Annotated in this window: 15 protein-coding genes; 12 read left to right on the top strand and 3 right to left on the bottom strand. The window is 72.3% G+C overall.

All coding sequences use genetic code 11. The annotated features are described in order from the left end of the window. The first annotated feature begins 189 nt into the window (after positions 1-189). Positions 190-2,340 (top strand): putative bifunctional diguanylate cyclase/phosphodiesterase, encoded by a 2,151-nt coding sequence (locus ACH35V_RS12010; protein WP_395971997.1) that lies wholly within the window; start codon positions 190-192, stop codon positions 2,338-2,340. A gap of 5 nt (positions 2,341-2,345) precedes the next feature. Here the strand turns inward: ACH35V_RS12010 and ACH35V_RS12005 are convergent, their stop codons facing one another. Next, the gene (locus ACH35V_RS12005) at positions 2,346-2,600 is read right to left on the bottom strand and encodes a DUF6458 family protein (protein WP_395971995.1); all 255 of its coding nucleotides are present in this window, start codon (positions 2,598-2,600) and stop codon (positions 2,346-2,348) included. A gap of 164 nt (positions 2,601-2,764) precedes the next feature. Here ACH35V_RS12005 and gatC point away from each other — a divergent pair, with 164 nt between their 5' ends. From gatC to gatB, 3 genes are read left to right on the top strand one after another with little or no spacing between them, the layout of a single operon-like run. Beyond that, a complete protein-coding gene (gene gatC, locus ACH35V_RS12000; protein WP_395971993.1) occupies positions 2,765-3,064 on the top strand; it encodes an Asp-tRNA(Asn)/Glu-tRNA(Gln) amidotransferase subunit GatC in 300 nt (99 codons plus the stop codon). 2 nt (positions 3,065-3,066) lie between these two features. Beyond that, positions 3,067-4,560, top strand: coding sequence for an Asp-tRNA(Asn)/Glu-tRNA(Gln) amidotransferase subunit GatA (gene gatA / locus ACH35V_RS11995; RefSeq protein WP_395971991.1), 1,494 nt, complete (start codon positions 3,067-3,069; stop codon positions 4,558-4,560). Positions 4,561-4,574: 14 nt separating this feature from the next. Then, positions 4,575-6,059 carry an Asp-tRNA(Asn)/Glu-tRNA(Gln) amidotransferase subunit GatB gene (gene gatB / locus ACH35V_RS11990; protein WP_395972059.1) on the top strand — a complete coding sequence of 495 codons (1,485 nt, stop codon included), beginning with the start codon at positions 4,575-4,577 and terminating at the stop codon, positions 6,057-6,059. A gap of 6 nt (positions 6,060-6,065) precedes the next feature. Here the strand turns inward: gatB and ACH35V_RS11985 are convergent, their stop codons facing one another. Continuing rightward, entirely contained in the window at positions 6,066-7,154 is a 1,089-nt protein-coding gene (locus tag ACH35V_RS11985; protein WP_395971990.1) for a PQQ-dependent sugar dehydrogenase, read from the bottom strand. Between the two features lie 456 nt (positions 7,155-7,610). Here ACH35V_RS11985 and ACH35V_RS11980 point away from each other — a divergent pair, with 456 nt between their 5' ends. The 4 genes from ACH35V_RS11980 to ilvC all read left to right on the top strand — a co-directional run bounded on the left by ACH35V_RS11980 (position 7,611) and on the right by ilvC (position 14,061). Next, a complete protein-coding gene (locus ACH35V_RS11980; RefSeq protein ID WP_395971989.1) occupies positions 7,611-10,460 on the top strand; it encodes a putative bifunctional diguanylate cyclase/phosphodiesterase in 2,850 nt (949 codons plus the stop codon). Between the two features lie 114 nt (positions 10,461-10,574). Continuing rightward, positions 10,575-12,470 (top strand): acetolactate synthase large subunit, encoded by a 1,896-nt coding sequence (locus ACH35V_RS11975; RefSeq protein WP_395971988.1) that lies wholly within the window; start codon positions 10,575-10,577, stop codon positions 12,468-12,470. A gap of 5 nt (positions 12,471-12,475) precedes the next feature. Then, positions 12,476-13,000, top strand: coding sequence for an acetolactate synthase small subunit (gene ilvN / locus ACH35V_RS11970; RefSeq protein WP_328353170.1), 525 nt, complete (start codon positions 12,476-12,478; stop codon positions 12,998-13,000). Between the two features lie 74 nt (positions 13,001-13,074). After that, the gene (gene ilvC, locus ACH35V_RS11965; protein WP_395971987.1) at positions 13,075-14,061 is read left to right on the top strand and encodes a ketol-acid reductoisomerase; all 987 of its coding nucleotides are present in this window, start codon (positions 13,075-13,077) and stop codon (positions 14,059-14,061) included. A gap of 84 nt (positions 14,062-14,145) precedes the next feature. On the opposite strand, the gene ACH35V_RS11960 is transcribed toward ilvC, so the two are convergent. Further along, positions 14,146-14,937 (bottom strand): hypothetical protein, encoded by a 792-nt coding sequence (locus tag ACH35V_RS11960; protein WP_395971985.1) that lies wholly within the window; start codon positions 14,935-14,937, stop codon positions 14,146-14,148. A 138-nt stretch (positions 14,938-15,075) separates the two neighbouring features. Between ACH35V_RS11960 and ACH35V_RS11955 the strand changes: the two genes are divergently transcribed. From ACH35V_RS11955 to ACH35V_RS11940, 4 genes are read left to right on the top strand one after another with little or no spacing between them, the layout of a single operon-like run. After that, a complete protein-coding gene (locus ACH35V_RS11955) occupies positions 15,076-15,657 on the top strand; it encodes a PadR family transcriptional regulator (RefSeq protein ID WP_395971984.1) in 582 nt (193 codons plus the stop codon). Beyond that, entirely contained in the window at positions 15,654-16,370 is a 717-nt protein-coding gene (locus ACH35V_RS11950; protein ID WP_395971982.1) for an ABC transporter ATP-binding protein, read from the top strand. Before ACH35V_RS11955 ends, ACH35V_RS11950 begins: the two co-directional genes overlap by 4 nt. Beyond that, complete coding sequence (locus tag ACH35V_RS11945; protein WP_395971981.1) at positions 16,367-18,343, top strand: FtsX-like permease family protein; 1,977 nt, start codon at positions 16,367-16,369, stop codon at positions 18,341-18,343. The genes ACH35V_RS11950 and ACH35V_RS11945 overlap by 4 nt, the downstream gene beginning before the upstream one ends. A gap of 53 nt (positions 18,344-18,396) precedes the next feature. Further along, the gene (locus tag ACH35V_RS11940; protein WP_395971980.1) at positions 18,397-19,929 is read left to right on the top strand and encodes a DUF2079 domain-containing protein; all 1,533 of its coding nucleotides are present in this window, start codon (positions 18,397-18,399) and stop codon (positions 19,927-19,929) included. Positions 19,930-20,079 lie beyond the last annotated feature (150 nt).

Here is a 20,079-nt window from a genome sequence, read left to right as displayed (position 1 = left end):
ATAACGGAACGTACCCAAATGGTTTCGCGAAGTTGAGCAAAGGCCGTACCCTCCCTCTCATCACGACCTACACCTGAATCTCCGGACGTAACACCCGAGGGGCGTCCCTCAAGGTCGGGGACGTCCGGTGCCGGGGCCGGCCCCGAATCCCCCCGAGGATGCGCCCCCCGAATCCCCCCCGAGGATGTGATGAAGGACCCGAACAACACGCGGAACACGGCGCCGCGCCGTGGATCCCCGTTGTGGATCTACTTCGTCGTCGTCATCCTGCTCGGCGTCGCCGCGGGCGGCGTCGCGTTCTCCGGGCTGACCGCCGACGACCTGGACGCGCTCGCGAGCACGCCCGTGTTCTGGATCCTCGGCTGCTTCATCATCTTCGGCGAGCTCCGCCCGATCATCACGCCCGGCTCCACCGAGAACAACGGCGCGACCACGTCCACGACCTTCTCGTTCGCCGCGCTGCTGTACGCCGGCCTGCCGATCGCCGCCGCGCTGCAGGCCGTCGCCGTCATCACCTGCGGGATCTTCCGCGGCCGCACCCCGCACCGCATCGCGTTCAACGTCGCCCAGTACACCCTCAGCCTCGCCGCCGCGCAGCTCGTCCTCGCCCTGTTCGGCGACCTCGCCACCCCCACGAGCCTGTGGGTGCCCGACGGCGCCGACCTCGCGGCGATCGCGCTCGCCGGCGCCGTCTACTTCATCTGCAACGACACGCTCGTCAGCTCCGCCGTCGCGCTGCACGAGCGGGTCTCGCTGGTCAAGGCGCTCCGCTGGGACCTCGGCTACCAGGTCCTCGTGCACCTGGCGCTGCTCGGCCTGGCGCCGCTCATGGTCATCGCCATGGACCGGTCCGCCGCCTTCGTGCCGCTGATCGTCCTGCCGTTCATCGCGGTGTACCTGAACGCGTCGGTGTCCGTCCGGCGCGAGCACCAGGCCCTGCACGACGGGCTCACCGGCCTCCCGAACCGCAAGCTGCTGATCGTCCGGACGGAGGAGGCCCTCGCCGAGGCCCGCGGCGCCGAGAAGCGCAGCGCGGAGAAGCTGAGCGCGGAGCAGCGCGGCGCCGCCAAGCTCGCGCCGCGCGCCGCCCTCGCGCCGCGCCGCCGCAAGGCGGCCGACCCGCCGCGGCACCGAGCCGGGCTGTTCCTCCTCGACCTCGACCGGTTCAAGGAGGTCAACGACACCCTCGGGCATCCCACCGGCGACCGCCTCCTGCAGCTCGTCGCGCACCGCCTCACGCACAGCGTCCGCCCCGGCGACCTCGTGGCCCGGCTCGGCGGCGACGAGTTCGCGGTGCTGCTGCCGTCCGTCCGGGACGAGGCCGCCGCCCGCGAGGTCGCCGCCCGCCTCCGCGCCGCGCTGAGCGAACCCGTCCGGCTGGACGGCATGTCGTTCGACCTGGAGGGCAGCGTCGGCATCGCGCTGTTCCCCGACCACGCGCCCGACTTCGAGCTCCTCCTCCAGCGCGCCGACGTCGCCATGTACAACGCGAAGGAGGCCCGGTCCGGCGTCGAGATCTACTCCGCCCGCAAGGACCGCAACTCCCCGGCCCGGCTCAGCATGCTCGGCGACCTGCGCCGCGCCATCGATCGCTCCGAGCTGGAGCTGTTCTACCAGCCCAAGGTGTCCCTGCGGGACGGCCAGCTCGTCGGCATGGAGGCGCTGCTGCGCTGGCGGCACCCCGACAAGGGGATCCTCGAACCCGAGGCGTTCCTGTCGGTCGCCGAGCAGACGTACCTGATGCGCTCGATCACCCACCACGTCGTCACGAACGCGCTCGCGCAGGCCGCCGCCTGGTGGCGCGAGGACCTCACCGTCCAGGTCGCGGTGAACGCCTCGGGACGCGACCTGTTCGACACCGGCCTCACCGAGACGATCGAGGAGGGCCTGCTCGCCCGCGGCCTGCCCGCCGCCGCCCTCCAGCTGGAGATCACCGAGCGGATCCTGATGAACGAGCCCGCCTACGCCTCCGACACCGTCGGCGCGCTCGCCGAGCTCGGCATCCCGCTCAGCCTGGACGACTTCGGCACCGGCTACTCCTCGCTCGTCCGGCTGAACCGGCTCCCGGTCGAGGAGATCAAGATCGACTCGTCGTTCGTGGGGCGGCTCGCCGAGTCCACCGAGGACGCCGTCATCGTCCGCTCCATCGTCGACCTCGCCCGCACCCTCGGCCTGCGCTCGGTCGCCGAGGGCGTCGAGGACCCGGCCACCGCCCGCGCGCTCCGCGAGATGGGCTGCGACGCCGCCCAGGGCTGGCATTTCGGCCGCCCCATGGACGCCGAGGCCGCCACCGACTGGCTCCGCCGCCACATGCAGCGCGCCCCCGAACCGGCCGCTTAGATCACTCAGTAGGGACGGCGGCGGGTCTCGTATTCGTCGTAGTCGTAGTACTCCTCGCGGACGTGCTGCGGCGGGGGGCGGCGCGCGACGGCGCGGCGGGCGGAGACGATCCGGATGACGCCGATGACGAGCCCGATCAGGCCGCCGATCATCAGGATCACCCCGACCAGCCGGATGTCGACGCCGCTGAGCTCGTAGTCGACCGCGTAGGCCAGGATCGCGCCGATGATGAGCAGGGCGATGCTGCCGCCGATGGTCATGGCGTCCTCCTCTCGTCGTCCGGGGGTGGTGACCACCATCGTTCCCGCCACCGGGATCTGAAACGGCGCGCCTGATCGCGCCCGCGTAAACCGGTCGGGCGGACGGGGACGCGGCCCATAGGATGGCCGGTGAACCCAACACTTCGCAGGAACGGTTGTTTCTCATGTCCGCCATCACCCGTGACGAGGTGTCGCATCTCGCCCGGCTGTCCCGGCTGGCGCTCGGCGACGATGAGCTCGACCATCTCGCCGCCCAGCTCGACCAGATCATCTCCGCGGTCGCGCGGGTGCAGGAGGTCGCCGCGGAGGACATCCCGCCCACCTCGCACGCGCTGCCGCTGACCAACGTCTACCGGACGGACGAGGTCCGCCCGTGCCTGCCGCCGGAGCAGGCCCTCTCCGGGGCGCCCGCGGCCGAGGGACAGCGCTTCCGCGTCCCGCGGATCCTGGACGAGGAGGCGTGACGATGCTGGTCAGGAAGAGCGCGGCGGAACTCGGCGCGCTGCTCGCCGCCGGCGAGGTGTCGGCGGTCGAGGTGGCCGAGGCCCATCTGGACCGCATCGCCGCGGTGGACGGCCAGGTCAACGCGTTCCTGCACGTCGACCGCGACACGACGCTGGCGCAGGCCCGCCGGGTGGACGAGCGCCGCGCCGCGGGCGAGGACCTCGGCCCGCTGGCCGGCGTCCCCGTCGCGCACAAGGACGTGTTCACCACCAAGGACATGCCCACCACCGCCGGATCCAAGATCCTCGAAGGGTGGCGGCCGCCGTACGACGCGACCGTGACGGCCCGGCTCCGCGAGGCCGGCCTGGTCATCCTCGGCAAGACGAACATGGACGAGTTCGCGATGGGCTCGTCCACGGAGAACAGCGCCTACTTCACCTCGCGCAACCCGTGGGACCTGGAACGCGTCCCCGGCGGGTCGTCCGGCGGGTCGTCCGCGGCCGTCGCCGCCTACGAGGCGCCGCTGTCCACCGGCACCGACACCGGCGGCTCGATCCGGCAGCCCGCCGCCGTCACCGGGATCGTCGGGATGAAGCCCACCTACGGCGGCTCGTCCCGCTACGGCGTGATCGCGTTCGCGTCGTCGCTCGACACGCCTGGCCCGTTCGCACGGAACGTCCTGGACGCGGCCCTCCTGCACGAGGCGTTCAGCGGCCACGACGCGATGGACTCCACGTCGGTGAGCGAGGCCGTCCCGCCGGTCGTGGAGGCGGCCCGCCGCGCCGACGTCAACGGGCTGCGCGTCGGCGTCGTCAAGGAGTTCGCGGGCGACGGCTACCAGCCGGGCGTCTCGGCGCGCTTCACCGAGGCGGTGGAGCTCCTCGAATCCCTGGGCGCGAAGGTCGTCGAGGTGTCCTGCCCGAACTTCACCTACGCGCTGCCCGCCTACTACCTGATCGCGCCGTCGGAGTGCTCGTCCAACCTGGCCCGCTTCGACGCGATGCGGTACGGCCTGCGCGTCGGCGACGACGGCGCCCGCAGCGCCGAGGAGGTCATGGCGCTGACCCGCGCGGAGGGCTTCGGGCCCGAGGTCAAGCGGCGCATCATGCTCGGCACGTACGCGCTGTCGTCCGGCTACTACGACGCCTACTACGGCAAGGCGCAGCAGGTCCGCACGCTCATCAAGCGCGACTTCGAGGCCGCGTTCGAGCAGGTGGACGTGCTCGTCTCGCCGACCACGCCGACCACCGCGTTCCCGATCGGCGAGCGCGCCGACGACCCGATCGCGATGTACCTGGCCGACCTGTGCACGATCCCGGCCAACCTCACCGGCAACGCCGCGATCTCCGTCCCGTGCGGGCTGGCCGACGGCCTCCCGGTCGGCCTGCAGATCATGGCCCCCGTCCTCGGCGACGACCGCGTCTACCGCGTCGGCGCCGCCGTCGAGCGGGCCCTCGAAGACCGCTGGAACGGCCCTCTCCTGGCCAAGGCACCGGAACTGGTGGAGGCGAAGTGAGCACCCCGACGCTGCTGACGTACGACGAGGCGCTGGCGCGGTACGAGCCCGTCCTCGGCATCGAGACGCACATCGAGCTGGGCACCGCGTCGAAGATGTTCTGCGGCTGCCCGACCGGGTTCGGCGCCGAGCCGAACACGCAGGTGTGCCCGGTGTGCCTGGGGCTGCCCGGGTCGCTGCCCGTCACCAACCACGCCGCGATCGAGGGCATCATCAAGATCGGCCTCGCGCTGAACTGCGACATCGTGGAGTGGTGCCGGTTCGCCCGGAAGAACTACTTCTATCCGGACATGCCGAAGAACTACCAGATCTCGCAGTACGACGAGCCGCTCTGCGTGGACGGCCACCTGGAGGTGGACGTCGACGGCGACACCTACCGGATCGAGATCGAGCGCGTCCACATGGAGGAGGACACCGGCAAGTCGCTGCACGTCGGCGGCTCGACGGGCCGCATCCACGGCGCGGAGTACTCGCTGGTCGACTACAACCGGGCGGGCATCCCGCTGGTCGAGATCGTGACCAAGCCGATCGTCGCGACCGGCGACAAGGCGCCGCTGGTGGCCCGCGCCTACGCGACGGAGCTGCGCGAGCTGGTCCGGTCGCTGGGCGTGTCGGACGTGCGCATGGAGCAGGGCTCGATGCGCTGCGACGTGAACGTCTCGCTCATGCCGCGCGGCGCGACCGAGTGGGGCACGCGCTCCGAGACGAAGAACGTCAACTCGCTGCGTTCGGTGGAGCGGGCCGTCCGGTCGGAGATCGAGCGGCAGGGCGGCGTGCTGTCGGACGGCGGCCGCGTCGTCCAGGAGACCCGGCACTTCCACGAGGACACCGGCCGCACCACCAGCGGGCGCAGCAAGGAGGAGGCGCAGGACTACCGCTACTTCCCCGAGCCGGACCTGGTGCCGATGGCCCCGTCCCGCGACTGGGTGGAGGAGCTGCGCGCCTCGCTGCCGGAGCTTCCGGCCGCGCGCCGCCGCCGCATCCAGAAGGAGTGGAGCCTGTCCGACCTGGAGCTGCGGGACGTCGTCAACGCCGGCGCCGTCGACCTGATCGAGGCGACGATCGCGCACGGCGGCGACGCGACGTCGGCGCGGAAGTGGTGGATGAACCAGCTGTCCAGGCACGCGACCGAGCAGGGCGTCGAGCTGGCCGAGCTGCCCGTCACGCCCGAGCAGGTCGCCCGCGTCCAGGCGATGATCACCGCGGGGGAGCTGAACGACAAGCTGGCCCGCAAGGTGTTCGAGGGCGTCCTCGCCGGGGAGGGCACGCCGGACGAGGTCGTCGCCGCGCGGGGCCTCAAGGTCGTCAGCGACGAGGGGGAACTCGCGTCCGTCGTCGACCAGGTGATCGCCGACAACGCCGCCGTGGCCGACAAGGTCCGCGCCGGGAAGGTCGCCGCGGCGGGCGCCCTGGTCGGCGCCGTCATGAAGGCGACCCGCGGCCAGGCCGACGCCGGACGGGCCCGCGAGCTGATCCTGGAGAAGCTCGGCGCGTCCTGACCCCCGTTATCGGACCGGGATGCTGAGGATCCGGTCGTCGTCGGCTTTCGGCTCGCCCCGGCCGTCGTGGTTGCTGGTGGCGATCCAGACCGAGCCGTCCGGGGCCCGGACGGCGGCGCGGACGCGCCCGTACTCGGACGTGTGCCGGGAGACCGGACGCGCCGTCCTGCCGTCGTCCAGCGGGACCTGCCACACGCGCTCGCCGCGCAGCGCGGCGACCCACAGGGACCCGCCCGCGTAGGCGAGGCCGGACGGGGACGCCTCGCCGGTCGACCAGGTGAGGAGGGGGTCGGTGAATCCGTCGCGGTCGCCGACCCCTTCGACGTCGGGCCAGCCGTAGTTCTCGCCCTTCTCGATCAGGTTGATCTCGTCGAAGCGGTTCTGGCCGAACTCGGTGGCGTAGAGGCGGCCCCTGTCGTCCCAGGCGAGGCCCTGGACGTTGCGGTGCCCGTACGTCCAGACGCGGTTGCCGAACGGGTTCCCGGGCGCGGCCTTCCCGTCGGGGGCGACGCGGAGGATCTTGCCGCCGAGGGACTCCTTGTCCTGGGAGAGCCCTTCCTCGCCGACCTCGCCGGTGGTGACGTAGAGCATCTTGTCGGGGCCGAACTCCAGGCGTCCTCCGTTGTGGTTGAAGCCCTTCGGGATGCCGGTGACGATGGGCTGCGGCGTGCCGAGACGTCCGTCGAACGTGGCCCGGACGACCCGGTTGTCGGACGCGGCCGTGTAGTAGAGGTAGATCAGGTGGTCGGTGGCGTAGGCGGGGGAGACGGCGACGCCCATCAGACCGCCCTCGCCGCCGGGTTCCACGCCCGGCACCTTGCCGACCTGCTCCCACTCGCCGGACGCCTTGACCCGCACGAGGTTCGCGCTGTCGCGTTCGGTCACGAGCGCGTCGCCGCCCGGCAGGAACGCGATCGCCCACGGCGTCTTCAGCCCGGTGGCGATCCTCCGCGGTTCGCCCGGGCTCCCCGTCCCCGGCGTCGCGGCGGTGGTGAGGGGCGGCGGCGTGTGCGCGCTGCCCTCCCCGGACCCGTCCGACGAGCAGGCCGCCAGGAGCACCGCGGCCGTGGCCAGGACGATCGTGTGCAGTCGCATGAGCGCCTCCCGCAGGTAGTACGGATCCGGGCGGCCCGCCGTTCCCGCCCGCCTCCGGCACCGCGCGGACGCGTCCGGCGCCCGGCCCGGATGTGGTCACTCAGCGTAATGCCGACCATGGGGGAACATCACGGACGTTCGCCTTTCGGGTGTCCCAAACCGTGATCCGACGAGGTCGTTTGTCGCCGGGAGGACGCCCAGCCTCAATCGCTCCGTGACCTACCGAACGTACATTGAGCGACACGGTGATCCCGTAGTGCAGCAATGTCGCTGATCTCCCGGCGGGCGAGCCGGCGTGGTTCGCCACCGGCCCGCGCCGATCCCGCGCGGGGCACGATTCAGGACCTTCCGACCGTTATCCGTGCGGTGAGGGTCGTGAACCCGGCATCTCCCCCGGCGCGGTTCGGCCACGCGGGGACTGGACGCTCCACCGGGGGCAGGAAGGGACACGGCGCGATGAGCGGCGATTACGCCAGGCGGGTGCCGCCGCGTGCGCTGCCGGTCGCCATGGCCGCGGTCGTCGGCGTGCTGTACGCCATCGGCTCGCTGCTGGGCTGGGGCGGCCGCGCCTTCATCGCATGGGCCGAGGTGGGCGCCGCGGGCGCCGCCGCGGTCTCCCTGCTCCTGTCGGCCCGGCGGCCGGACGGCATCCCGGCGGACGGCGGGCCCGGCGCGCTCTCCGGCGGCCTGTGGCGCGCGTCCTGGCGCTGGTACGGGATCGCCGCCGCGTCCTGGTTCCTGGGCGCCCTGGGCAGCGCCTTGTCGGACGGTCACGCGCGCAGCGCGCTCTCGCTGTCCGTACCCGATCTTTTCTACCTGTTCGCCCTGGTGGCGCTGGTCGTCGGCCTCGTCGCGCCGATCAGGCTGCCGCGCGACACGGGGGTGTGGCTGCGCTACGCCGCCGACACCTACGTCTGCGCCTGCGCGCTGTTCGTCCTCGGCTGGGTCGCCGTTTTCGGAACGCTCTACCACCGGTCGGGGGAGTCTCCGTCCGAGTTCCTGCTCGAACTGCTGTACCCGCTGATCGACATCGTGTTCATCTGCGGCGCGCTGCCGTTCGTCCTCGGCGCGGCGCGCGGGGGCCGCCGGCTCGCGTGGATGGGGTACGGGGCGCTGACGGCCATCGCGGTCGCCGACATCGTGACGACGTTCGTCCGGCTGGACGGGGGGAACCAGGCCGGCGACCCGTCCGACATCCTGCGGCTCGCGGGGCTGCTGCTCCTGCTGCTGGCGCCGTGGACGGGCCCGGCCGCCGAGCCCGAGCTGCCGGTCGACGACGTCCCCGAGGGCGAGCCCGCCCCCGAGGAGCGGTGCGGACGCATGATCGGCCCCGGGCTCGCGCCCGCCGCGGTCGCCGCCGCGGCCGGGCTGTTCATCGCGGGCCATTCCGTCACGGGGGAGAACGGCCTCGAACCCGGCATCTCGATCGCCGCGGGCTCGGCCGCGCTGGTGCTGATCGCCCGGCTCGCGGGCCTGCTGCAGGAGAACGACGCGCTGCGCCGCGCCGTCGTCACCGGCGAGGAACACTTCCGTGCCCTGTCGGAGAGCATCAACGACGCCGTGCTCATCTGCGACATGGACGCCACCGTCCAGCACGCCAGCGCCGGTGCGCTCCGCACGTACCGGTACACGTCCGAGGAGCTGCTCGGACGTCCGCTGAGCGAGCTCATCCACCCGGAGGACCTGCCGCGCGTCCAGGACGTCTTCACCGAGTTCCTCGACGACGACCCCGCGAGCGCACGCCCCGGCGGGTTGCAGGACGCGCTGCGCGTGTCGTTCCGGGTGCGCGCGGCGGACGGCACCTGGCTGCCGACCGAGTCCACGATCTCCCGGTACAGCGGCACGGACGGCGCGCCCGCGCGGCTGCTGGTCACGACCCGCGACCTCAGCGAGCAGGCGGCGCTGCAGCGGCAGGTCGCGCACCTGACGTTCCACGACGGGCTGACGGGCCTGCCGAACCGGTCCTACTTCGAGGAGCGCATCAGGGAGGTGCTGTCGCGGCACCCGTCCGGCGGCGGCGTCGCGGTCGTGTTCGTCGACCTGGACGGCTTCACGGCGGTGAACGACTCCGACGGGCACGCGGCCGGCGACCAGGTGCTGGCGCAGGCGGCGCGGCGGCTGCGCGCGAACGTCCAGGCGGACGACACGGTGGCGCGCTGGGGCGGCGACGAGTTCGCCGTCCTCGTCCAGCTCCCGCCGGACGACCGTGAGACGCGCGCCACAGTGGAACTGGCCGGACGCCTGCTGCGCGTCCTTTCGGCCGACCCTTATCAGGTCGGTGACAAGCACATCGTGCTGACGGCGAGTGTCGGGATCGCGTTCGCCGGCGACGACGAGGGGCCCGGGTCGGCGGGCGGCGCACCGGTGACGGGGCGCAGGCTCCGCCGCACCGCCGCCGACCTGATGCGCAACGGCGACCTGGCGATGGCCCGCGCGAAGGAGCTCGGCGGCGGGCGCGTCGAGGTGTACGCGCCGCACATGCACGCCGACGTCGTCCGGCGGCTGGAGCTCGGCAGCGACCTGCAGCGGGCGATGGCCGAGGAGCAGTTCGCGGTCGAGTTCCAGCCGGTGGTGGACCTCGCGACGTCCCGGGTCACGGGCGTGGAGGCGCTGCTGCGCTGGTGGCGGGGGAGCGAGGCGGTGCCGCCTGAGGAGTTCATCGGCCCGGCGGAGGAGTCCGGCCTGATGATCCCGCTCGGCGGCTGGGTGCTGCGGGAGGCGTGCCGCGAGGTCGCCCGCTGGCGCCGGGACTCGTGGGCGGTGGGCCTGTCGGTGAACTTCACCGCCCGGCAGATCGCCGCGCCGCGGTTCGTGGAGTCGGTCGCGGCGGCGCTGGAGGAGACCGGGCTGCCGCCGCACGCGCTGACGCTGGAGGTGCGCGAGGAGGTCCTCGTCGAGGACGCGGGCCAGAACGTGGAGCGCCTGGTGGAACTGCGCGACCTCGGCGTCCGGCTTGCGATCGACGACTTCGGCACCGGGTACGCCTCGCTGGCCTACCTCGGCCAGCTGCCCGTCGACATCATCAAGATCGACCCGTCGTTCGTGGCGGGCCTCGGCTCGGACGAGACGCTGACGCTGCTCACCCGGACGATCGTGCGGCTCGGCAGCGACCTCGGGCTGACCGTGGTGGCGGAGGGCATCGAGCGTCCCGAGCAGCTTGAGCTGCTGCGGGAGATGGGCTGCCCGCGCGGGCAGGGCTTCCTCGTGGCGCGTCCGATGGCGGCGGAGCGGGTCGAGTCGCTGGTGCGGACGAACCTGGAAGGCAGGGCGCTTTCCGGCGACGTCCCGCTGCCCCTTCCGGGTTGACCACCCGCCCACCGTGTCTCAATATGTGAGACAAAGTGTCCAAGGATTTGACCGGTGGCCCGTCATCGGCGAAAGTGGGGCTCGTGCAGAGCATCCTTGGCATTCTCGTAGTACTTGGTCGGCGCGCAGGCTGACCGAGCTCTCCGACCTGCGCGCCTCCCCTCGATCGCCTCACGGCGGCGAGGGTTTTTTGTTGCCCGGAGCCCGAACCCCGAATTTCTCCCCAAGGAACGCAGAATCATGACGACCGAACAGATGACGGGAGCCCAGGCGCTGGTCCGCGCCCTGGAGAACGTCGGCGTCGACACCGTGTTCGGCATTCCGGGCGGCGCGATCCTCCCGGCGTACGACCCGCTGTTCGACTCCGCGAAGCTGCGCCACATCCTCGTCCGGCACGAGCAGGGCGCCGGCCACGCGGCCCAGGGCTACGCGATGGTCACCGGCAAGGTGGGCGTGTGCATGGCCACCAGCGGGCCCGGCGCGACCAACCTCGTCACCGCGATCTCCGACGCCTACATGGACTCGGTGCCGATCGTGGCGATCACCGGCCAGGTGGCGTCGTCGCTGATCGGGACGGACGGCTTCCAGGAGGCCGACATCGCCGGCATCACGATGCCGATCACCAAGCACAACTTCCTGGTGACCAAGGCCGGCGACATCGCCCGGACGATCGCGGAGGCGTTCCACATCGCGGGCACCGGCCGTCCTGGACCGGTCCTCGTCGACATCGCGAAGGACGCGCTGCAGGCCACGGTGAACTTCGAGTGGCCGGTCCCGCTGCAGCTTCCCGGGTACCGGCCGGTCACCCGCCCGCACTCCAAGCAGGTCCGCGAGGCGGCGCGGCTGATCGTCCAGGCGGAGCGGCCGGTGCTGTACGTCGGCGGCGGCGTGCTGAAGGCCGGCGCGTCCGCCGAGCTGAAGGTGCTCGCCGAGCTGACCGGCGCGCCCGTCGTCACCACGCTGATGGCCAAGGGCGCGCTGCCCGACAGCCACCCGCTGCACATGGGCATGCCCGGCATGCACGGCGCCGTCGGCGCGGTCGGCGCGCTGCAGCGGTCCGACCTGCTGGTCGCGCTCGGCGCCCGGTTCGACGACCGCGTCACCGGCAAGCTGGACGGGTTCGCCACCGGCGCCAAGATCGTGCACGCCGACATCGACCCGGCGGAGATCTCCAAGAACCGGCACGCCGACGTCCCGATCGTCGGGGACGCCCGCGAGGTCATCGCCGACCTGATCGTCGCCGTGCAGAACGAGCACGAGGCCGGGCGCAAGGGCGACTACGGCGACTGGTGGCGGCAGCTCGAGGCGTGGCGCGCGACGTACCCGCTCGGCTACGACACGCCGGACGACGGCTCGCTGTCCCCGCAGTACGTCATCGAGCGCATCGGTCACCTCGCCGGTCCCGACGCCTACTACGTCGCGGGCGTCGGCCAGCACCAGATGTGGGCCGCGCAGTTCATCAAGTACGAGCGCCCCGGCGCGTTCCTGAACTCCGGCGGGGCCGGGACGATGGGCTACGCCGTCCCGGCCGCGATGGGCGCCAAGGTCGGCGCGCCCGGCTCGACGGTGTGGGCGATCGACGGCGACGGCTGCTTCCAGATGACCAACCAGGAGCTCGCGACCTGCGCGATCGAGGGCGTCCCCGTCAAGATCGCCGTGATCAACAACGGGAACCTCGGGATGGTCCGGCAGTGGCAGACGCTCTTCTACGACGGGCGGTACTCCAACACGACCCTGCAGTCGGAGTCCGAGTCCGGGCTCGCCGCGAAGCGCATCCCCGACTTCGTGAAGCTCGCCGAGGCGTACGGTTGTGTCGGCCTGCGCTGCGAGAAGGCCGAGGACGTGGACGAGGTCATCGCCAAGGCGATGGAGATCAACGACGCGCCCGTCGTGATCGACTTCGTGGTGCACAAGGACGCCATGGTCTGGCCGATGGTCGCGGCCGGCACCACCAACGACGACATCAAGATCGCGCGGGACATGGCGCCCGAGTGGGAGAACGGAGACTGACCCCGATGAGCCTGCACACACTGTCGGTGCTCGTGGAGAACAAGCCCGGCATCCTGGCCCGGGTCGCGGCGCTGTTCTCCCGGCGCGGCTTCAACATCGAGTCGCTCGCGGTCGGCACCACCGAGCACCCGGAGATCTCCCGGATGACGATCGTGGTCAACGTCGAGGACCTGCCGCTCGAGCAGGTCACCAAGCAGCTCAACAAGCTGATCAACGTGCTGAAGATCGTCGAGCTGGACTCGTCGGCGTCCGTCCAGCGGGAGCTGGTGCTGGTCAAGGTGCGCGCCGACGCCGAGACGCGCTCGCAGGTGCTGGAGACCGTCCAGCTGTTCCGCGCCAAGGTGGTGGACGTCGCGCCGGACGCCGTCACCATCGAGGCCACCGGCAACCGCGACAAGCTGGACGCGTTCATCAAGGTCCTGGAGCCGTTCGGGATCAAGGAGCTGGTGCAGTCGGGCATGGTGGCCATCGGCCGCGGCGCCCGGTCCATCACCGACCGGTCGCTGCGGGCCATCGAGCGCAGCGCGTGACCCGCGCGGGGGCGCGCCCCCGCACCTTGGGCGAATTCACGAAACCAACGAAAGGCAATAGCACTGTGGCTGAGATGTTCTACGACGACGCCGCCGACCTGAGCGTGATCCAGGGCCGGCACGTCGCGGTCATCGGTTACGGCAGCCAGGGGCACGCGCACGCGCTCTCCCTGCGCGACTCCGGCGTCGACGTGCGGGTCGGGCTCCGCGAGGGGTCGGCCAGCCGGGAGCTGGCGGAGTCCGAGGGGCTGCGCGTCGTCACCCCGGCGGAGGCGGCCGAGGAGGCCGACCTGATCATGCTGCTGGCCCCCGACCACCACCACCGGGAGATCTTCGAGAAGGACATCCGCCCGGCGCTGGTCGAGGGCGACGCGCTGTTCTTCGGCCACGGGTTCAGCATCCGGTACGACCTCGTCCAGCCGCCGGAGGGCGTGGACGTGGCGATGGTCGCGCCGAAGGGCCCGGGGCACCTCGTCCGCCGCCAGTTCGTCGCCGGACGCGGCGTGCCGGTGATCGTGGCCGTGGAGAAGGACCCGTCCGGCAACGCCTGGCCGCTGGCCCTCTCCTACGCCAAGGCGATCGGCGGCCTGCGCGCGGGCGGCATCAGGACGACGTTCACCGAGGAGACCGAGACCGACCTGTTCGGCGAGCAGACGGTACTGTGCGGCGGCGTCTCCGAGCTGATCAAGACGGGCTTCGAGGTGCTGACCGAGGCCGGCTACCAGCCGGAGGTCGCCTACTTCGAGGTCCTGCACGAGATGAAGCTGATCGTCGACCTGATGTACGAGGGCGGCGTGTCGAAGATGTACTGGTCGGTGTCCGACAACGCCGAGTACGGCGGCTACAGCCGCGGCCCGCGCGTGGTCACGCCGGAGACCAAGGCCGCGATGAAGAAGATCCTCGGCGAGATCCAGTCGGGCCAGTACGCCAAGGAGCTGGTGGACGAGTTCGAGGGCGGCCAGAAGCAGTTCGGCAAGTACCGCGAGGAGCTCGCCGAGCACCCGATCGAGAAGACGGGCGCCGAGCTCCGTCCGATGATGAGCTGGCTCAACGACGACTGACCGTCTTCCAGACGGACCGCTGACCGACGTGTTGCCCTCGCGTGAAATTCGTGAGGGCAACACGCCGCGCTCAACACGCCGCGCTCAGCGGTTGCGGCGGAGGCGGCGGAACCTGGTGCGGAGCGGCGGGCGGCCGCCGGTGTCGGCGACGACCAGCGCCAGGTGGCCGCCCTTGGTGAAGTAGACGGTGACGTCCTTGGCTTCGGCGGTGCGCCGCTGCTGGACGGTCTTCACGCCGTCGCCCCTGACCGATCCGAAGCGGGCCTCGCGCGTCACGCCGAGGCTGGTCGCGGAGACGTGCACGTCCCAGCGTCCCGGCTCGACGACGGCCGGGTCGGCGACGGCCTCGAACGCGCCGGGGATTTCCTGGCGGGGCTCGGCGAGGAAGCCGTGCTCCCGGCCGGACGTCCGCTCCCGCAGGATGACGTCCACGGCGGTCCGGTTCGTCTCGACGCGCTGCAGCGCCGCGAAGCCGCGGATGCGGATCTTCCTGCTCTGCCAGGTGACGGCGTCCAGGCGGTGGTCCACCCCGACCTCGGTGGTGATGTCGGCGTCCTGGCGGGAGACGCCGCGCAGGTACGGGTACATGGCGTAGATCCGCCCGCCGACCACGACGGCGCCCGCCAGGACGCCGTCGTTCTCGTCGCGGATGAGCCGCTCCAGCTCGTCGTCCAGGCCGTGCTGGATGCAGAACGCCCTGAGCCGGACGGACGCGGGCATCGCGGCGCGGGCGGCCTCGCTGAGGCCCTCCTCGCCGATGACGCGGCGGGTGCCGTCGACGAGGCGCTCGCGCTGCACGCGGTCGAGGCTCAGGTAGCGGTGGTCGTACACGCGCAGGACGTCGTGCAGGACGCTGATGGTGCAGTCCGAGCTCACGGAGTCTCCTGATCGGCCGGGAACGACAGTTACGTTAAGCCTCCGGACGGTTGCGTACAGTGAATTCCGGGTGGTGTGTCGCCGTGGATGCATACTCGGTATTGCCCTAGGGATACTCGGTATGCATACTTGGTAGGTATGTCGATCCGTCATGGCCTGCTGGCACTGCTGTCCCAGGGGCCCCGCTACGGCTACCAGCTCCGCGCCGAGTTCGAGTCGTCCACCGGCGCCACCTGGCCGCTCAACATCGGCCAGGTCTACTCCACCCTGTCCCGCCTCGAACGCGACGAGCTCGTCACCCGCGTCGGGGCCGACGACGAGGGCCGCTTCGTCTACCGGATCACCCCGGCGGGCGAGGCGGACGTGCGGCGGTGGTTCGCCACCCCGCTCGTCCGCGCCGACCGGCCCCGCGACGAGCTGGCGATCAAGCTGGCGATGGCCGTCACCACGCCCGGCGTGGACGTCGCGCAGGTCGTCCAGACCCAGCGCGGCGCCACGCTGCGCGCCCTCCAGGACCTCACCCGGCTGAAGGCCGACGCGCCCGCCGTCCCCGCCGAGCAGGGCGACCGCGCGTGGCGGCTCGTCCTCGAATCCATGATCTTCCAGGCGGAGGCCGAGGTGCGCTGGCTCGACCACTGCGAGACCTACGTCGCCCGCGCCACGCCGCCGGCGGCGCCGGCCCACCTGCCGGTGGAGACCGACGAGGAGGCCCGGCGATGAGCCTGCTCGCCATGCGGGACGTATCCCGCGACCACGGGAGCGGACCCGCCCTCGTCCACGCCCTCCGGGACGTGACGCTGGACGTCGCGGCCGGGGAGTTCGTCGCCGTGATGGGGCCGTCCGGGTCCGGCAAGTCCACGCTGCTGACGCTCGCCGGCGGCCTCGACCGGGCGACGTCCGGACGTATCCTCCTCGACGGCGCCGACCTCGGCGCGCTCCGCCCGTCCGGACGGGCCGCCCTGCGCCGCCGCGGCGTCGGGTACGTGTTCCAGGACCTCAACCTCATCCCGAGCCTGACCGCCGCCGAGAACGTCATGCTGCCCCGCGAGCTCGACGGCGTCCGCTCCCGCCGCGCCCGCCGCGAGGCGGGGGAGGCGCTGGCGGAGGTCGGCGTCGAGGACCTGGCGGGCCGGTTCCCGGACGAGATGTCCGGCGGCCAGCAGCAGCGCGTCGCGATCGCCCGCGCGCTGGTCGGCGACCGCCGGCTCGTCCTCGCCGACGAGCCGACCGGCGCGCTCGACAGCCACACCGGCGAGGACGTCATGCGCGTCCTGCGCGGCCGCTGCGACGCGGGCGCGTCCTGCTTAATGGTCACGCACGAGTCGAGGCACGCCGCCTGGGCGGACCGGGTCGTGTTCCTGCGCGACGGCCGGGTCGTCGACGCCACGCCGGGCCGCACCGGCCCCGAGACCCTCCTCCAGGAGGCGCCGTGAACCGCTACCGATTCGCGCTGCGCATCGCCCGGCAGGACGCGCTGCGGGCCAAGGGCCGCACCGCGCTGATCTTGTGCATGATCGGGCTGCCGGTCGCGGCCATCGTCGCGCTCGCCGTCCTGTGGCGGACGGGCCAGGGGACGAAGGAGAGCACCGGAGACTCGGGCGGCGGCGCCGCCGAGAGCGCCATCACCGGGATGGCGATCACGATGATCCTGCTGCAGGTCGTCCTCCTCGCCGGGCCGGCGCTGGTGGTGGACGCCCGCAGGCGTCGCCGCGACCTCGCGCTCGTCGCCGCGGCGGGCGGGACCGACCGGCACCTGCGCGCCGTCGTCCTCGCGTCCGGCCTGGTCCTCGGCGGGATCGCCGCGGTGGGCGGGGCCGCCCTCGGGACGCTCGCCGCGGCCGCGGCCGTCCCGGCCCTCGAAGCCGCGGGGGGCGAGCCGTTCGGGCCGTTCCGCGTGCCGTGGCTCCAGGTCGCCGTGACGATGCTGCTCGGCGCGGGCAGCGGGGTGCTGGCCGCGCTGCTGCCCGCCGCGCAGGCCGCCCGGATGGACGTCACCGCCGCCCTCGCCGGACGCCGCGACCCGCCCGGCCGGTCCAGGCGCGGCTGGCCGATCGCCGGCGGCGTGCTCGTCCTCGCGGGCGTCGCGACGGCCCTGGTCGGCGTCGTCCCGCTGCGCGAGTTCGGGGCCGCGTTCGGCGCGGCGGCGATCATCGTCGGCCTGGTCCTGGCGTGCCCGTGGATCGTCGGGACAGCCGGCCGGCTCGCGCCTCGCCTCCCGCTGCCGCTGCGGCTCGCCGTCCGGGACGGCGCCCGCAACCGCGCCCGCACCGCGCCGGCGGTCGCCGCGATCACCGCGGCCGTCGCCGGAATCACCGCGCTGGCCATCGGGGGCGCCAGCGACTTCCGGCAGAGCCGGCTGGAATACCAGGCGACGCTGCCGATGGGAAGCGCGCTGATCCGCGCCCCGCAGACCCAGGCGGACGAGGCGGAGCGGGCCATCCGGCGCGACCTGCCCGGCGTCCCCGTCCTCCCGCTGAAGACCCTGCCCGGCGTCGGCGGGACGTGCCTGAGCGCCGACACGGCGCAATGCCCGGCCCTCAGCTTCATCGCCCGCGAGGACCCGGCGGGCATGACCGTCCTCCTGGACAACGTCGTCGGGGGCGCCCGCGAGGCGCGCATGCTGCTCGGCCGCGACGACCCCGCCGTCACGTCCGCGCTGGACGCCGGCAAGGTCGTCCTGTTCGGCGCGAAGCCCACCGACGGCGGGACGACGACCGGCAGGGTGTTCGTGTGGGACGACGACGGCGCTGAGCGCACGCTCAGGCGGGTCGAGGGCCTGCCGGCCGTCGCCGCGGGCGGCGATCCGGGCGTGCGCGCCATCGTCCCGCCGAAGCTCGCCGAGCGCATCGGCCTGCCCGTCGGGACGGAGGCGTTCGGCGTGGACCGCGCCGACCACCGCGTCACGAAGGCCGAGGAGGCCCGGCTGACGAAGACCATGACGCCCTACAACCCGTACTCGGACGCCGTGTACGTCGAGCGGGGCTTCACCGAATCCTTCGGCACGGTCACGCTGCTGCTGGCGTCGGTGGCTGCCGTCCTGGCGCTCGGCGGCGCGCTGATCGCCACGAGCCTGGCGGCGGCCGACGCCAGACCCGACCTCGCGACCCTCGCCGCGGTCGGCGCCCGCCCGCTGACCTGGCGGGTGCTGACGATGTGCCAGGCGCTGTTCGTCGCCGTGCTGGGCTGCTGGCTCGGCATCGCGGGCGGGCTCGTCCCCGGCCTCGCGGTGGCGCGGCCGCTGACGAGCCAGCCAGAGCAGGCGGGCGTCGCCGATCACGGCACGATCATCGACGTCCCGTGGACGCTGCTGCTCGCCATCGGCGTGCTCATCCCGTGCGCCGCGGCCCTCGTCGCCGCCACGTTCACCCGGGACCGCCTCCCCATGACGCACCGCGTCCTGTCCTAGAGCACCGCTAGGGGGTCGGTCGCGCGCCGGACGCTGCTGATAGCGTCCGGCGCGTGGCTGAGGCGGTTGCGGTGGAGGGGCCTGCCGAGCAGGTCCCGGCGGGCCGCGGGGGAGGGGCCGGACGCCGGCGGACGGCGCTCACGGCGATGATCGTCGCGAGCACCGTGCTGTACGCGGCGTACTCGCTGATGCGGCTGCGGGCGTTCCGGTCGGGCAGCTACGACCTGGTCATCTTCGACCAGGCGATCCGCTCGTACAGCCGCTTCGAGTGGCCGGTCGCGATGGTGAAGGGCGTCCACAACGAGTTCGGGCCCGACTTCTCCGTCCTCGGCGACCATTTCTCGCCGATCCTCGTCCTGCTGGCGCCGCTGTACTGGATCCACGACGGGCCGGTGACGCTGCTGCTCGCGCAGGCCGTCCTGCTCGCGCTCGCGATCGTGCCGATCTGGCGGTTCACCGAGCGCAGGCTCGGCGCCCGCGCCGCGTACTGCGCCGCCGGGGCCTACGCGCTGTCGTGGCCGATCGCCGAGGCGCTCGCGTTCGACTTCCACGAGGTCGCGTTCGTCCCGCTGCTGTCGGCGCTGATGGTGGAGCGCCACGACGCCGGACGGCGGGGCCAGGCGGCGCTGGCGGCGTTCGTCCTGCTGCTGGTCAAGGAGGACATGGGGCTGCTCCTCGCGGGCTTCGGCCTGTACCTGCTCACCCGGCACGAAGGACGGCCCAGGCGGCTGCGCGACCTGCTGCCGAAAGGCGAGCGGCGGACGGGACTCGCCTATGTCGTCGTCGGGCTCGTCGCCACGTGGGTGTCCTCTCGCGTGATCATTGCTGCGTTCGGCGGGGACAATGACTACTACTGGGCGTACGGGTCGCTCGGCCCGGACCTGCCCCATGCGGCCGTCCATGCGCTGACCCATCCGTGGGACGTCGTCGCCGTTCTCGGCACACCGCCGCAGAAGGTACTGACAATGGCGCTGGTCGTCCTTCCGCTGCTTCTGCTTCCGCTGGCATCGCCGTTGACTCTGACCGCATTGCCCCTACTGGCCGAACGGATGCTCAACAGCCGCTTCAGCAACTGGTGGGAGCCGCACTACCACTACAACGCGTTCATCATCGCCGTGCTCGTCCTCGCGGCGGTGGACGGCGCGACCCGGCTGCGCGGCAGAATCCCTGCCTTGAGACGGGGCCCGTCCATGCTGCCTACGGCTGCGATCTTGGCGGCGATGGTCGTCTGCGTGCCGTTCTTCGCGTACCGCCACCTGGCCGATCCCGCGCTGTGGGCGCAGAACGACCGCGCCCGCGCCGCGTCCGCCGCGGCCTCGAAGATCCCGGACGGCGCGCTCGTCGAGGCGGCCAACGGCGTCGGCCCGGCGCTGACGTCCCGCGCCCGCGTCCTGCTGTGGGACGATCACTCGCGCGGCGCGCCCTGGGTCGTCGCCTACGTCGGACGGCTGGAGTTCCCGTTCCCGAGCGTGGCCGACCAGCGGCGGCGGGTGGCGGAACTGGAGGCCGAGGGGTACCGCGAGGTCTTCCGGCGGGACGGCTACATCGTGCTGCACCGCACGTCCGGGACCCGCAACCCACGATAATCACGACATTTTGGACAGATTGTCCAAGTGACCGATCATCGAAGCGCGGGTCAGAATGACGGTGAAGGCACCTTCTGGCTAAATTGCTCTGTCGTTTTAGCGCTTCTTGCCTGATACTTGAAGAAAGCCGTGACGGCCGCGGCCGGCGCG

This window comes from Actinomadura sp. 1N219, assembly GCF_044326405.1.
Taxonomy (GTDB): domain Bacteria; phylum Actinomycetota; class Actinomycetes; order Streptosporangiales; family Streptosporangiaceae; genus Spirillospora.
This window is presented reverse-complemented; position numbering and strand designations above follow the sequence as displayed.

Excerpts from the sequence above, each read along its gene's own strand:
- ACH35V_RS12010 (WP_395971997.1), top strand. The coding sequence starts at position 190 with ATGAAGGACCCGAACAACACGCGGAACACGGCGCCGCGCCGTGGATCC.
- ACH35V_RS12005 (WP_395971995.1), bottom strand. The coding sequence starts at position 2,600 with ATGACCATCGGCGGCAGCATCGCCCTGCTCATCATCGGCGCGATCCTG.
- gatC (WP_395971993.1), top strand. The coding sequence starts at position 2,765 with ATGTCCGCCATCACCCGTGACGAGGTGTCGCATCTCGCCCGGCTGTCC.
- gatA (WP_395971991.1), top strand. The coding sequence starts at position 3,067 with ATGCTGGTCAGGAAGAGCGCGGCGGAACTCGGCGCGCTGCTCGCCGCC.
- ACH35V_RS11985 (WP_395971990.1), bottom strand. The coding sequence starts at position 7,154 with ATGCGACTGCACACGATCGTCCTGGCCACGGCCGCGGTGCTCCTGGCG.
- ACH35V_RS11980 (WP_395971989.1), top strand. The coding sequence starts at position 7,611 with ATGAGCGGCGATTACGCCAGGCGGGTGCCGCCGCGTGCGCTGCCGGTC.
- ilvN (WP_328353170.1), top strand. The coding sequence starts at position 12,476 with ATGAGCCTGCACACACTGTCGGTGCTCGTGGAGAACAAGCCCGGCATC.
- ilvC (WP_395971987.1), top strand. The coding sequence starts at position 13,075 with ATGTTCTACGACGACGCCGCCGACCTGAGCGTGATCCAGGGCCGGCAC.
- ACH35V_RS11955 (WP_395971984.1), top strand. The coding sequence starts at position 15,076 with ATGTCGATCCGTCATGGCCTGCTGGCACTGCTGTCCCAGGGGCCCCGC.
- ACH35V_RS11950 (WP_395971982.1), top strand. The coding sequence starts at position 15,654 with ATGAGCCTGCTCGCCATGCGGGACGTATCCCGCGACCACGGGAGCGGA.